Source organism: Nonlabens sp. SY33080 (assembly GCF_011784885.1).
Lineage (GTDB): Bacteria > Bacteroidota > Bacteroidia > Flavobacteriales > Flavobacteriaceae > Nonlabens > Nonlabens tegetincola.
This window is the reverse complement of record NZ_CP050461.1, coordinates 1,763,101-1,777,847: the sequence shown is the minus strand read 5'-3', so window position 1 is coordinate 1,777,847 and position 14,747 is coordinate 1,763,101. Positions and strand designations below refer to the sequence as shown.

The window sequence follows — 14,747 nt, the reverse complement described above, 5'->3', positions numbered from 1 at the left end:
ACAGAATATTGATCTTGATAAAATTTAAAAAATGATAGGGAAGGTAAAGCTGAATTTTTGGCAAATTTTGCATATGAACGTCGGTTTTTTCGGTATTCAATATAGTTTTGGACTGCAACAAAGTGCGGTGACGCCTATCTATGATTTTCTTGGTGCAACACCAGATCAAATACCTATTTTGCATCTAGCAGGTCCTGTGACGGGATTACTTGTACAGCCTATTATAGGCGCTATGAGTGATAAAACATGGTCACCTAAATTTGGACGTCGAAAACCTTATTTTCTAATAGGTGCATTGTTATGTAGTGTCAGCTTATTACTTTTTCCTTTTAGCAGTTCTTTATGGATGGCAGCTGGGTTGTTATGGATTCTTGATGCTGGAAATAATACAGCCATGGAACCCTATAGAGCTTTAATCGCTGATAAATTGATACCAGAACAGCAGCCTACAGGTTTTCAAATGCAAAGTTTCTTTACAGGTCTAGGACAGGTGCTTGCAAACCTATCGATCGTTGTTTTTCCTATATTTATAATTGGTAAAACAGGTTCATTACCTACATGGGTTTATGCTTCGTTTTTTTTGGGTGCAGCGTTTTCAATAGGATCTGTTTTATGGAGTAATAGCAAAACTGAAGAAATACCTCCTACGGACAAAGAACTTGCTTTAATGCGCGCAGAAAGACGCTCATTTCTAGGGCCGCTTATTGAAATTGTATCTGCTATTAAGGATATGCCTAAGGTGATGTGGCAACTTGCACTAGTATACTTTTTTCAATGGTATGCGCTGTTTTGTTACTGGCAAAACGCTTCAAAGAGCGTCGCGCTTTCTGTATGGAATGTAACACCAGCCAATGAGGAAGTTTATAATGAGGCAGTAAGTTGGACAGGTTTAGTAAATGGTTGGTATAATGTAGTAACGTTTTTAGTAGCATTTGCATTGGTAGGTTTTGCAAAAAAATACAGCCCTAAATTAGTTCATGCGGTTTGTTTATTGCTTGCTGCTGCTGGATTTCTAGCATTTCCTCATATATCTGATAAAAGTTTCTTACTCTTTGCTATAACCGGTTTCGGTATAGGATGGGCGAGTATGATGGGAATTCCTTATTTAATGGTAATTTCTAATATTCCTAAAGAACGTTATGGAGTTTATATGGGTATTATAAATATGATGATAGTAATACCTATGATATTTCAAACGTTGACATTTGGATTTGTACTTAAGAATTTTTTAGGTAACGATCCACGTAATGCTATCACTTTTGCAGGGGCATTATTAATTCTTGCTACTATAGTGACACTGTTTATTCAATCAAGAAAACCTTCTCTACATGAATAGTGTTAAATATAATAAATCAATTGAGTTGCTTCATAAAGCCTCATCTGTGCATGGTTTTGTTGCAAGCGCCTTAGATATATCGAATTATAAAAGGGTGTGGTCTAGAGATGGAGTCATATGTGGTCTAGCAGCACTTGCCTCTGAAGATGAAGAACTAGTCAAGACTTTTGAGAAAACCATCCATACGCTTGCAGCGTACCAACATGATATAGGAACCATTCCGTCTAATGTTGCTTTTAAGGGTAAAAAAGTAGAAGTTAGTTATGGTGGTCTAGCAGGTAGAGTCGATGCGGTAACTTGGTTTATAATAGGAGTTTGCCAGCTAGCACATTATAAGCAAGATCCTCAAATAGTAGAATTATATAAACCTAACATCAATAAATGTCTAAAACTCTTAAATGCTTGGGAATTTAACAACAAGCATTTGCTGTACATACCTTTATCTGGTAACTGGGCAGATGAGTACATTACTGATGGTTATGTATTATATGATCAATTATTGAGATTATGGGCCTTAAAGTGTTACAATCATTTTGAAAATAAGGTACAAATCGATCATAAAATTGATTCTATTATAGAGCAGCTGCAAATTAACTTCTTAGGAGATTCTAAAGCAGAGAAATTTCATCCTAGAGCTTACGAAGCTATGGCTCAAAAGAGTTATTTGCCAGCGTCATTTTCACCATCTGGATATAAAACGCAATTTGATGCATTTGCAAACAGTTTATTCTTGATACTGAACCTAGGTACTTCAGATCTTAAAGAAAGTATAATTGAATACAGTCAAAATTTATTATCTCAAAGCAAACTCCAAGTATTACCGGCATTTTGGCCACCAGTGATGCAAGAAGATGAGCATTGGAACTTATTAAAAGATAATTGTAAGTATGAATTCAGGAACTATCCTTATGAATTTCATAATGGTGGTAGCTGGCCTATGGTAAACGGATTTTATGGATTAGCCTTATGCAGTATGGGATATGAACAAGCAGCTCAAGATTTATTGAGGAATATAAATCAATTAAATGCACTTGAGGAATTTGCCTTTTATGAAAATTTCCATTCTATCACGGGTGAGCCTTTAGGTGTGCCTAAATGTGCTTGGAGTGCGGCAGGAGCAGTAATCCTGCATAAATCATTAAATAATAATTTTAAAATATTAATTGACTAGTGAAGACCATTGATATATTGTGTGTAGGGGAAATATTGATTGATTTTATAGGTCATGAAAAAAATGTAAGTATTTCAGAAACTAAAAATTACCATCGTTTTTTAGGTGGTTCTCCTACTAATGTGGCGGTTAACGCCGTAAGATTAGGGTTGAAATCTGCTATTATCGGCTCTTGCGGAAAAGATGGATTAGGGGATTTTATAGTTGATAAATTAAAAAGTGAACAGGTAAATACCTCACACATAAATAGAGCATCTGGATTACCTACTTCTATTATTTTAATTTCTAGATCTGTAGACACACCAGATTTTACTGCCTATAGAGAGGCAGACTCTGTTATAACAGAAGATTTAATTACAGATGAACTGTTGGATTTGTCTAAGATTTATCACACCACATGTTTTGCTTTGAGTAAAAACCCAGCAAGAGCTACAATTTTAAAAGGAGCACAACGAGCTAGAGAACTTGGTCTGCAACTAAGTATAGACCTAAATTACTCCGAGAAAATTTGGTCTGATCGTAAAGAAGCAAAAAAAGTGATTGCGCAGTATCTGGCTAATAATCCATTACTAAAATTAAGTGTAGACGATTGTTATAGGTACTTTGATAATCACAAATCTGATGAAGAAATTTTTAGTTACTTCCATTCTAAAGGAGTTTCTACGATATGTCTTACCAAAGGTAAAGACGGTGTTGCTGTTTCAGATCTTAAAGAAGGTGTATTGAATCAGGCTGCATTACAAGTAAAAGATGTTAAGGACGTCACAGGTGCAGGTGATGCTTTCTGGGCGGGATTTTTATTTTCCAGGCTCAGTAACAAGTCTCTACTAGACTCTACTACGATTGCTCAAAAACTAGCGACTATCAAACTACAGAATGTTGGGCGATTGCCTGATATAAAAGTTCTTAAAAACGTAATCAACGAATTGGTTTAGTGGATTTGTAAATTTGTAGTAATTGTTCCTGTAGTTATATTGGTTTGTTTTATATGGTATAGATTGGATTATTTTTTACTTTTATCATCCTTATATACTAATTGTTGTTGAAACAATAAAAGATAAAATTTATTTCGCTTTCGCGAAAGCGAGTTCCATATTTACCTTAACCTTAGTACCTATCTTAACAATATCTAGTACATTTGTTTTTCATTTTTTTTTGAGCAATTAAACTCAAACCCCATGAGTGAAGAAAGTAAACGTAGAGAAGCATTAGTATATCACGCAAAACCACAACCTGGTAAAATAAAAATTGTACCTACTAAAAAGTACAGTAGTCAACGAGATTTATCTCTTGCCTACAGTCCAGGTGTTGCACAGCCTTGTCTTGAAATAGCTAAGGATAAGGCAAATGTTTATAAATATACTACCAAGGGTAACCTTATGGCTGTAATTTCTAATGGAACAGCTGTTTTAGGTCTTGGTGATATTGGCCCAGAAGCATCTAAACCTGTAATGGAAGGAAAAGGGCTGCTTTTCAAAATATTTGCTGACCTAGACTGTTTTGATATTGAGGTTGATACCACAAATGTTGAAGAGTTCATTCAAACTGTGAAAAATATTGCCCCAACTTTTGGTGGGATAAATTTAGAAGATATCAAGGCTCCAGAGGCTTTTGAAATAGAACGCCGTTTAAAAGAGGAGTTAGATATCCCAGTAATGCATGACGATCAACATGGTACAGCCATAATTTCAAGTGCTGCGTTACTCAACGCGCTTGAACTTGCTGATAAAAAAATAGAAGACGTAAAAATAGTTGTGTCAGGAGCTGGTAGCGCTGCCATTTCTTGTACCAGCCTTTATGTAAAACTAGGAGCAAAGAAGGAAAACATCATGATGTATGATGTGGACGGTTTAATTACAACATCTAGGACAGATCTTGGTGATATGCAAATGCAATTTGCAAGAGAGATGGATACCGTATCCATGCGCGAGGCATTTAAGAATGCCGATGTGTTTTTAGGTCTTTCAGTAGGGAACATTGTTGATGAGGACATGCTATTGAGCATGAATGAAAACCCGATTGTATTTGCCATGGCAAATCCAGTGCCCGAGGTTGATTACAACCTAGCTATAGCAACCCGTGATGATATCATTATGGCAACAGGGCGAAGCGATCACCCTAATCAAGTAAATAACGTATTAGGTTTTCCTTTTATTTTTCGTGGAGCGCTAGATGTAAGAGCAACTACAATTAATGAAGAAATGAAACTAGCAGCTACTCATGCTATTGCTAGTCTTGCTAAAGAACCAGTTCCTGAACAAGTTAATATCGCCTATGGCGAGCTCAAACTTACCTTTGGTAGGGATTATATAATTCCAAAACCCTTTGATCCTAGATTAATTTCAACCATTCCGCCAGCTGTTGCAAAAGCAGCCATGGAAACAGGAGTTGCCAAAGAACCAATTCAAGATTGGGAGAAATACGAGGAGCAATTGCTCACACGTATGGGCTCAGATAATAAGCTTGTCAGGCTTATTTTAAATAGAGCAAGGACAAATCCTAAAAGAATTGTTTTTGCCGAGGCCGATCAACTAGATGTACTAAAAGCAGCGCAAATTGTTTTAGAAGAAGGAATAGGAACACCTATACTTTTGGGACGCAGGGAAACAATTGAAGAACTTAAAGAGGAACTTGAGTTTGATCAACCTTGTTTAATTATTGATCCCAAAAGCGATGAAGAAAAAGCTCGCAGAGATAGATATGCTGAAGAGTTTTGGAAAATAAGAAAGCGTAAAGGGGTTACTTTATTTGATGCCGGTAAATTTTTAAGACAGCGCAATTATTTTGCGGCGATGATGGTAGAAATGGGTGATGCCGATGGTTTAATCACTGGATTTGCTCAGTCCTATCCTCGTGCCATCACACCTATGTTAGAGATTATAGGTCGCGCACCAGGAGTTGACAAAGTAGCCAGTACCAATTTAATGATCACACAACGAGGTCCTATGTTTATTTCAGACACCTCTATAAACATAGATCCAGATGCTATTGAACTTGCAAAAATCGCACAAATGACAGGCCGTACAGCCCAGTTGTTTGGTATCACGCCTAATATCGCAATGATAAGCTACGGGAACTTTGGGTCTTCAGAACATCCTAATGCTGTTAAAGTACGCAATGCGGTAAAATATTTACATCAATATTATCCCGATCTAGTAGTAGATGGAGAACTACAAGCCGATTTTGCTTTAAATTCTGAATTACTTCAGGACAAGTTTCCTTTTTCAAAACTTGCAGGTAAAAAAGTGAATACATTAGTGTTTCCTAACCTTGAAAGTGCAAATAGTACTTATAAAATGATGAAGGAACTTAACGGTATTGATAGTATAGGTCCAATCCTTTTAGGTTTGCAAAAACCCGTACACGTAGTTCAATTAGGAGCTAGTGTGGACGAGATAGTGAACATGGCTGCCGTGGCAGTTATAGATGCACAACAAAAGGAGTCCTATAACCGTTCATTGCAGTTAAAAAGGTCGCAACAACCGCAATAGATTATTTTATTACATTTGAAACACAATTAACCAATTATGATTGCACAACTTCAGGGCAGGCTAGTAGAAAAAAACCTGACCGATGTAGTAATTGATTGCCATGGAGTAGGATATCTAGTAGAAATATCACTGCATACATATTCACAACTGCCAGACAACGAGCAGTGCAAGTTGTATACTTATATGCAAGTACGTGAGGATGCACACAGGTTGTTCGGTTTTGCCGAAAAAAGTGAACGAGAAATCTTCAAACTATTACTGTCCGTATCTGGAGTTGGTGCAAATACAGCTCGTACCATGTTATCCAGTGTTGCGCCCACACAAATTGCACAAGCCATTGCTAGTGAAGATGTGCGCACGATACAAAGTGTAAAAGGTATAGGTGCAAAAACAGCGCAACGTGTTATACTCGATCTTAAGGATAAAATATTACAAGTATTAGATAATCCAGAAATTTCTATTGTTGCAAGCAATACTGGCCGTGATGAAGCGTTATCTGCACTAGAAACTTTAGGCTATGCTCGCAAGCAGGCTCAAAAAGTCGTGGATAAAATTTTGAGCAATCAACCAGATGCCACAGTAGAAGATTTGATTAAACAAGCATTAAAACAATTATAGGATTTGGGATATAGGTATTTTAAAATGAAGCTTTTACCTGTTTTAATAGCTCTTTTTTGTTTCGCTTTCGCGAAAGCGCAACAACCCACAACACAAGAGAACGATTCTATACCTAATGGAGTCGAATTAGGTAAATTAGAATTACCAGATCCACCTTCCATAACCAAAATGTATGAATATGATCCAGTAATGGATAGGTATATTTTGAGGACTACATTTGCTGGCTATCAATTGGATTATCCCTTTGTACTTACCAGAGAGCAGTATTTACAGCGTGCTATGAAAGAACAAATGAAAAGTTATTTCATTGAAAAAGCACAGGCAATTGCAGGAAAAACGGATGAGGATAAGGAGAAGCAAAAGAATCTTTTACCCAATTTCTATGTAAACTCGGCTTTGTTTGAAAGTATCTTTGGTGGTACAGAGATATCGGTGGTTCCACAAGGATCTGTAGAGGTAGATCTAGGGCTGCTTTTTAACCGTAGTGATAACCCTAGTTTTTCCCCAAGAAATAGACAGAATACCACTTTTGATTTTAACCAGCGTATTAATTTATCACTTGTAGGTAAGGTAGGTACTAGGCTACAGGTTAATGCTAACTACGATACTCAAAGTACCTTTAATTTTCAAAATCAAATTAAACTTGATTACACACCTACTGAAGATGATATTTTACAAAGTATTGAAGTAGGTAACGTGAATATGCCACTTAATTCTCAACTTATTCGTGGTGCGCAAAGTCTTTTTGGTATTAAAACAGAATTGCAATTTGGAAAAACGAGAATTACTGCTGTTTTTTCAGAACAACAAAGTGAGGCTCGTACAGTACAGGCTCAAGGTGGAGCATCAATTAATGAATTTGATTTCTTCTCGCTGGATTATGATGAGAACAGGCACTTTTTCCTAGCTCATTATTTTAGGGATAATTACGATCGAACCCTAGAAAATTATCCATTTATAAATACAAATGTACAAATCACAAGAGCCGAGGTTTGGATTACCAATCGTGGTAATCGTACTCAAGATGTACGTAATTTAGTAGCTATTCAAGATTTAGGTGAGTCAGATGGTGAAAATATTGGTCTAGACGTTGTTCCTCCTGGTTTTGTTAACGTTACAGAAGGTGCTTATCCTGACAATTCAAATAACCAATTCAACCCTAGAGGAATAAATGGTTCTACTAGTTCATTACTCAATGAGCAAATTAGAGACATAGGAACAGTCCAGCAAGGTTTTGGTGGTGCACAAGTAAATGAGGGTTTTGATTATGTTTCCTTAGAAAATGCAAGGAAATTAGCACCAAATGAATATACCTTAAACACGCAATTAGGTTATATATCTTTAAGACAAAGATTGAATAACGATGAAGTACTTGCAGTTGCTTTCCAGTTTACTGCTGGTGGTAAGGTATATCAAGTAGGAGAATTTGCTAATGATGGTGTAGTTGCAACCAATGTAGACGCAAACACGAATCCTGGGCAAGTAGCTGTTAACAACCAAAATCTAGTAGTAAAGCTACTTAAGAGCAACTTGGTAACCGTTACGGAGCCATCTTGGGACCTTATGATGAAAAATATTTATAATCTAGGTGGATTTCAATTATCACCAGAGGATTTTAGATTAAATATCTTTTACCAGTATCCACCAGAGTTAAATTATATAACAGCTGCTCCTGGAACACTAACTAATCCACCAGTTGCTTTACCTAGTGACGTTGAAGAAACCACATTAATTAGAGTATTTGATTTAGATAGATTAAATCAACAAGGAGATCCGCAACCTGATGGTGATGGTTTCTTTGATTACGTACCTGGTTTGACAATCGATCCAGAAAATGGGCGTATTATTTTCACGAGTGTAGAACCTTTTGGTGAATTTTTATTCAATAAGTTAGATCTTACTCCTGGCGCTGGTCCAGAAGATTATAACAACCCATCTACTTATAATGCAAATCAAGAGCAGTATGTATACCGCAATATGTATCGCACGACCAAGGCTCAAGCTCTAGAAAACGCTGATAAGAATAAGTATTTAATTAAAGGTCAATACAAATCAACCGGTCAAGAAGGTATTCCTATAGGTGCTTTCAATGTTCCTAGAGGTTCGGTTACTGTTACCGCTGGTGGACGAACCCTACAAGAAGGTATAGATTATACGGTAGACTATCTAGCTGGTCGAGTTATTATTCTGGATCAAGCGTTACTTAATTCAAACACGCCAATTCAAGTTTCTACAGAGAATAATTCGGTATTCAGACAGCAAACAAAGAGATTTACAGGAATAAATGTAGAACATAAATTTAGTGAGGATCTTATAGTAGGTGGTACTTTTTTGAATCTAAAAGAACGTCCCATTACACAAAAATCTACCTACGGTTTTGAGCCTATTAACAATACTATTTTAGGTGCAAACTTTCTGTACAATACAGAAGTGCCTGTGTTAACCCGACTGGTTAATAAATTACCAAATATTGATACTGATGTTGCTTCAAATCTATCATTAAGAGGTGAAATTGCGTATTTATTTCCTGGCTCGCCAGCTGGTGATAATTTCGGTAATAGAGCAGCTGCTTATGTAGATGATTTTGAGGGTTCTCAAACTACTATTGACATATTAAGTCCGTTTGCCTGGTCGTTAGCGAGTACACCAGTTGATTTTGAAGGTAATGGAAGTTCTTCAAATCCATTAGAGTATAATTATAGCAGGGCCAAAATGTCCTGGTATTCCATTGATCCAATATTCTATGGAACGCAAAGACCAGCAGGTATTACAGATGATGATGTTTCAGATTGGAGAACCCGTAGAGTGTTTATAGACGAGTTGTTTCCTAATGTGGATTTACAACAAGGTCAACAACAAGTAGTAAATACACTAGACCTTGCCTATTATCCAAGCGAGCGTGGTCCTTATAATTACAATCCATCTGCAGCTGGTTCAAACATTCTTCCTAATCCACAGGATAATTGGGCAGGTATCATGAGACAGTTCTCAAGTACCAATTTTGAGCAAAATAATGTGGAGTACATTCAATTTTGGATGATGGACACATTTGCATTTGACCCTACTAATACAGGAGGAACAATTTCTATCAACTTAGGAAGTATATCTGAAGATGTGCTAAAGGACAACCGTAAGCAATTTGAAAATGGATTACCGGATGATGGAGGTACGATATTAACTACATCAACGGCTTATGGAAAAGTCCCTAATAGTCAATCTCTTGTTTACGCATTTGACACACAAGGACAAGAGAGAGCAAATCAAGATATAGGTTTAGATGGTTTTAGTGATGCCGAAGAGATTAATTCCTTTCCTGCTTTTGGTCCAGTAGATCCAGCTAATGATAATTATGAGTTTTATCTTGCTGCTAACGGTGATATAGTTAATCGTTATAGAAATTATAATGGGACAGAAGGAAACTCACCTTCTGAAGTATCTCAAACAAATAGAGGATCAACCACTTTGCCAGATGTTGAGGATATTAATAGAGATAACACCATGAATACCATCGATAGTTATTTCGAATATAATATTCCAGTATTTCCAGGAATGGACGTTAATAACAACGATTACATCTACGATACTAAAACAGTACAAACCGAATTGCCTAACGGAACTCGTATAGATACAAGATGGGTGCAGTTTAGAGTGCCGCTTAATGATCCTAATCGTGAAGTGATTAATGAAATAGCAGATTTTAGAGCTATTCGATTCATGAGAATGTACCTGACAGATTTTAACGTAGATACGCACTTAAGATTTGGTTCTTTGGATCTAGTGCGCGGTGATTATCGTCGTTACACTGCTTCATTAGATGAAACAGATCCTAATGCCGCAGACGACCCTACTGTTTTTGAAGTTGAAGGTGTTAATATTGAAAATAACGAATCTAGAACTCCAATTAGGTATGTATTACCACCAGGAGTTGAAAGAGAAGAATTAAGAACTCAAAATCAAAACATCAGACAGAATGAACAATCGCTAGCTTTAAGAGTTTGTGATTTAGAATCGGGTGATTCGAGAGCTGTGTTTAAGAATATTCGAATTGACATGCGTCAATATGAAGATTTAGAAATGTTTGTCCATGCTGAATCTCTAGTAAATGAACTCGCACTTGCTGATGGTGAGATTGAAGTCTTTGTGAGAATGGGTGTAGATTTCACCCAAAATTATTATGAGGTAAGGTTGCCACTTTCTATTACAGCATTTGGAGCTACTGATCGCAATGAAGTTTGGCCTAATAGTAACAATTTTAAGATTAACCTCGAGTTACTGCAGGAATTGAAAGCTAGAGTACTAGGAAATCCAGCATTAAATGTAAACGAAGCTAATTTCTTTGATCAAGTTAACCTTGGCGGAGATCCTAACGAGGCAGCACAGCACAGTTATGGTATCCGTGGAAATCCAAATTTTGGAGATATACGAGCACTTATGATAGGTGTACGCAATCCAACATCGAACCAAATATGTGGTGAAGTTTGGGTAAATGAAATGAGACTTGCTGGTCTTAAAAACGAAGGTGGTTATGCGGCAACTATGAATCTTGATGCAAATGTTGCCGATTTTGCATCGGTTACTGCGACAGGTAGACGCAGTACAATAGGTTTTGGAGCTATTGAGCAAGGGCCTAACGAGCGAGATCGTGAAAATGTCACACAATATGATATCACAACAAATGTAAGTCTAGGTCAATTGTTACCTAAAAAATGGGGTGTACAATTACCGTTTACTTATAGTATAGGTGAAGAAACAATAACACCGCAATTTGATCCACAGTTTGAGGATATTGAACTGGATACTAGATTAGATAATGCAGACAATGACGCCGAAAGAGACGCTATAAGAGAACAAGCCGAAAATTATACGCGCAGGCAAAGCGTCAATCTTATAGGAGTGCGCAAGGAGCGAACTGGTGATTCAAAACCTATGCCGTATGATATTGAAAACTTTACTTTCTCTGGTAGTTACAATCAAGTAGATCAACGCAACTTTGAAATTGAGCAATATAAAGAACAGTCGGTTAATGCAGGAGCAACTTATAATTATGCGTTTCCTAAAGCCGAGGTTGAGCCTTTCAAAAACATCAGCTTTTTAGAAGGTAAGTACGGTAAATTCTTAAGTGATTTTAATCTTAATTTATTACCTAATAATTTTTCTGCGAGTGGGAATATTGTTAGACAATACAACTTTCAAAAATTTAGAGATCTTCAATTAGATACTAATCCAGTTGATATTGATGGTGATGGTATTCCAGATGCACAAAACATCAGTATCGCTCCATTAACAAATCGCAATTTTACACTCAATCATCAATATGCTATTAATTGGGATTTGACAAAATCGTTACAGTTCAACTTAAGTGCCAATCAGAATAGACTGGTGCGTAGTTACATTGATTCAGAGTCCAATGAAGTAGATCAAGACTATACTTTATGGACCGACTTTTTTGATGAAGGTATTCCTAATCAACACAATCAACAATTACAACTTACTTATAAATTGCCGTTTGATAAGTTTCCTTTTCTCGCTTTCGCGAAAGCGAACTACACTTACACAGCAGATTTTAACTGGCAGAGATCATCGCAACAATTTTCACAATTAGATGATATACCGGATATAGGTAACACTGTTTCAAATGCCAATACGCATCGTATCAACGGTACATTGGATCTAGATAATCTTTATAAATACGTAGGTCTAGAGAAGATTAAATTTGGAAACGAAGCACGTAATGCCCGTAAGAGATCACGCAGCCGCAGTAGAACGCGCACACCAGCTGGAACACCAAATCCCGATCAGGCTAAGGAAGAAAAGGAAAAGAAGATCCCTAAGAAGAACTTTGCAAATCAAGCTCTGAATACTTTAATAGGTGTGGTAACTTCAGTAAAAAGAGCACAAATTAATTATGAGGAAACCAATGGTATGTTCCTTCCAGGTTACACAAATGATATTGGGTTTATAGGAACTTTAAAACCAACTACAGGTTTTGTGTTTGGGTCACAGGCAGAAGTTAGAGAACTAGCCGCAAGAAAAGGTTGGTTAACCTTGTTCCAGGATTTTAATCAACAGTATAGTGAGGTAGCTTCACGCAAGTTTGATTATAACATTAAAGTAGATCTAGTAAAGGACCTAACTCTGGACCTTGTAGGGAACCGTAATTATCAAGAAACCTATCAAGAAAATTATCGAGTAAATCCAACATCCCTACAATATCAATCGTTGACGCCTAATGAATTTGGGAACTTTGATATTTCTACCATTATGATTGGAACTGCTTTTCAAAAAAGCGATATCAATGGCTCAAAAACTTTTGAGACATTTAGAAATAATAGACTAGCTGTAGCCAATAAACTGGCAACGGAATTTTATGGAACCACAACATTTAACCGTGATTCAGATGGGTTTCCTGTAGGTTTTTCACGTAATAGTCAGGAAGTTTTATTGCCTTCCTTTATTGCTGCTTATGAAGGGCGCGATGTTGAAGATCAAGATCGCAGTGCTTTTAGAGATATTCCATTACCTAATTGGACTTTAAAGTACACAGGATTAATGAATCTTAAATGGTTCAAAAAACGTTTTAGAAGATTTTCATTGAATCATGGGTATAGGTCTAGTTATACGATTAATCAATTTCAACGTAATCTAGATTTTGTTGCTGGTAATAGAAATTTTGATTATGATGAAAATGCCACGCTTAATCCAGGATCACTAAATCAAAATGGAGATTTCAAGTCACCACAACTATATTTCAACATCAATTTAACTGAGAGTTTTTCACCATTATTCAAGATTGATTTTGAGATGAAAAATTCAATGTCTATTGCCGTAGAACACCGTAGGGATAGAGCTGTGTCCCTAAGTTTTGATAATAACCTACTTACTGAAATAAACAGTAAAGAATGGATCGTAGGAGTTGGTTATAGATTAAAGGATCTCAAATTTAGGACGAATTGGGGTGGACGCAGTCGTGTGATAAAAAGCGACTTGAACATGAGATTAGATGGTTCAATCAGAGATAATATTACTATAGTAAGATATTTAGATTTTGATAATAGTCAAGCTACTGCTGGACAAACAATTTATGGTTTAAAATTCAGCGCAGAATATGCCTTTAGCCAGGCCTTTACTGGAATTTTCTATTACGACCATACTTTCAGCGAGTTTGCGATTTCGACGGCGTTTCCGCAAACTACTATTCGTAGTGGAATTACATTAAGATATACGTTTGGAAATTAGTAAGTGATTTTACGTAATTATAATGGTAAACTTGTGGCTTAAAAAGCTTAATGTTTTAACTTTACCCCTTTAAAAATTAAATAATGAATATTCCAGCAGAACTTAAGTACACCAAAGACCACGAATGGGTAAAAATAGAAGGTGATGTTGCAACAGTAGGTATCACTGATTTTGCTCAAAGCGAATTAGGTGATATTGTATACGTTGAGGTTGAAACCGTAGATGAAACACTTGATCAAGAGGAAGTTTTCGGTACGGTAGAAGCGGTAAAAACCGTTTCTGACTTGTTTTTACCATTGTCAGGTGAAATTGTTGAATTTAATGATCAATTAGAAGATGAGCCAGAGTTAGTAAACTCTGACCCTTATGGTGATGGATGGATGATCAAAATAAAAATAAGCGACGCTTCACAAGTAGATGGTCTTATGACTGCTGATGCTTATAAAGATCTTGTAGGATAGTGAAGCATTTGCTTAAAGGGGTTGCGCCGGTTTACACTCTAGTGATTGCTTATCTTTCACTAACAAGTTTACCCTTTCCGATTCCTTTTGAGCTCAGTTTTCAAGATAAAGTGTATCATGCAATTGCCTATTCTATTATGGCGATAGTATGGTACTTCTTTTTTTATGTCGGTTATGTTTCAAAGTTTCCTGACTATTCATGGAATATAAAAAACATATTAGAAGATTTTTCTAGAACAGTTGTTATAGGAGCTACGGTATTATCTTTTATAATAGGTGTTCTTATAGAATTAGGTCAAGGATATTTTTCACAAAATAGATCTATGGATATCTTTGACGTTTTTGCAAATGTATTTGGCATCATTATTGGTGCTTTATTACTTTATGTTATCAGTAAAATGTTACAGATAAAAAAATCTTAGCATTAAAAGCTT

At 36.3% G+C, this 14,747-nt stretch carries 8 protein-coding genes; all 8 read left to right on the top strand.

The window, feature by feature from the left end; translation table 11 throughout:
* Positions 1 to 31 precede the first annotated feature (31 nt).
* Positions 32 to 1,336: an MFS transporter gene (locus HCN53_RS07970; protein ID WP_167342631.1), complete on the top strand. Its 1,305-nt coding sequence runs from the start codon at positions 32 to 34 to the stop codon at positions 1,334 to 1,336.
* A complete protein-coding gene (locus HCN53_RS07965; RefSeq protein WP_167342630.1) occupies positions 1,329 to 2,507 on the top strand; it encodes a glycoside hydrolase 100 family protein in 1,179 nt (392 codons plus the stop codon). The genes HCN53_RS07970 and HCN53_RS07965 overlap by 8 nt, the downstream gene beginning before the upstream one ends.
* Positions 2,507 to 3,442: a carbohydrate kinase family protein gene (locus HCN53_RS07960; protein WP_105018021.1), complete on the top strand. Its 936-nt coding sequence runs from the start codon at positions 2,507 to 2,509 to the stop codon at positions 3,440 to 3,442. The genes HCN53_RS07965 and HCN53_RS07960 overlap by 1 nt, the downstream gene beginning before the upstream one ends.
* A gap of 243 nt (positions 3,443 to 3,685) precedes the next feature.
* Positions 3,686 to 5,998 (top strand): NADP-dependent malic enzyme, encoded by a 2,313-nt coding sequence (locus HCN53_RS07955; protein WP_167342629.1) that lies wholly within the window; start codon positions 3,686 to 3,688, stop codon positions 5,996 to 5,998.
* Positions 5,999 to 6,034: 36 nt separating this feature from the next.
* Positions 6,035 to 6,616, top strand: coding sequence for a Holliday junction branch migration protein RuvA (ruvA, locus tag HCN53_RS07950; RefSeq protein WP_042279540.1), 582 nt, complete (start codon positions 6,035 to 6,037; stop codon positions 6,614 to 6,616).
* Positions 6,617 to 6,640: 24 nt separating this feature from the next.
* Positions 6,641 to 13,852, top strand: coding sequence for a cell surface protein SprA (gene sprA, locus HCN53_RS07945; RefSeq protein WP_105018023.1), 7,212 nt, complete (start codon positions 6,641 to 6,643; stop codon positions 13,850 to 13,852).
* An 83-nt stretch (positions 13,853 to 13,935) separates the two neighbouring features.
* Positions 13,936 to 14,313, top strand: a complete 378-nt coding sequence (gene gcvH, locus HCN53_RS07940) for a glycine cleavage system protein GcvH (protein ID WP_167342628.1) — start codon at positions 13,936 to 13,938, stop codon at positions 14,311 to 14,313.
* Positions 14,313 to 14,735, top strand: coding sequence for a VanZ family protein (locus HCN53_RS07935; protein WP_157539256.1), 423 nt, complete (start codon positions 14,313 to 14,315; stop codon positions 14,733 to 14,735). The genes gcvH and HCN53_RS07935 overlap by 1 nt, the downstream gene beginning before the upstream one ends.
* Positions 14,736 to 14,747: the final 12 nt, after the last annotated feature.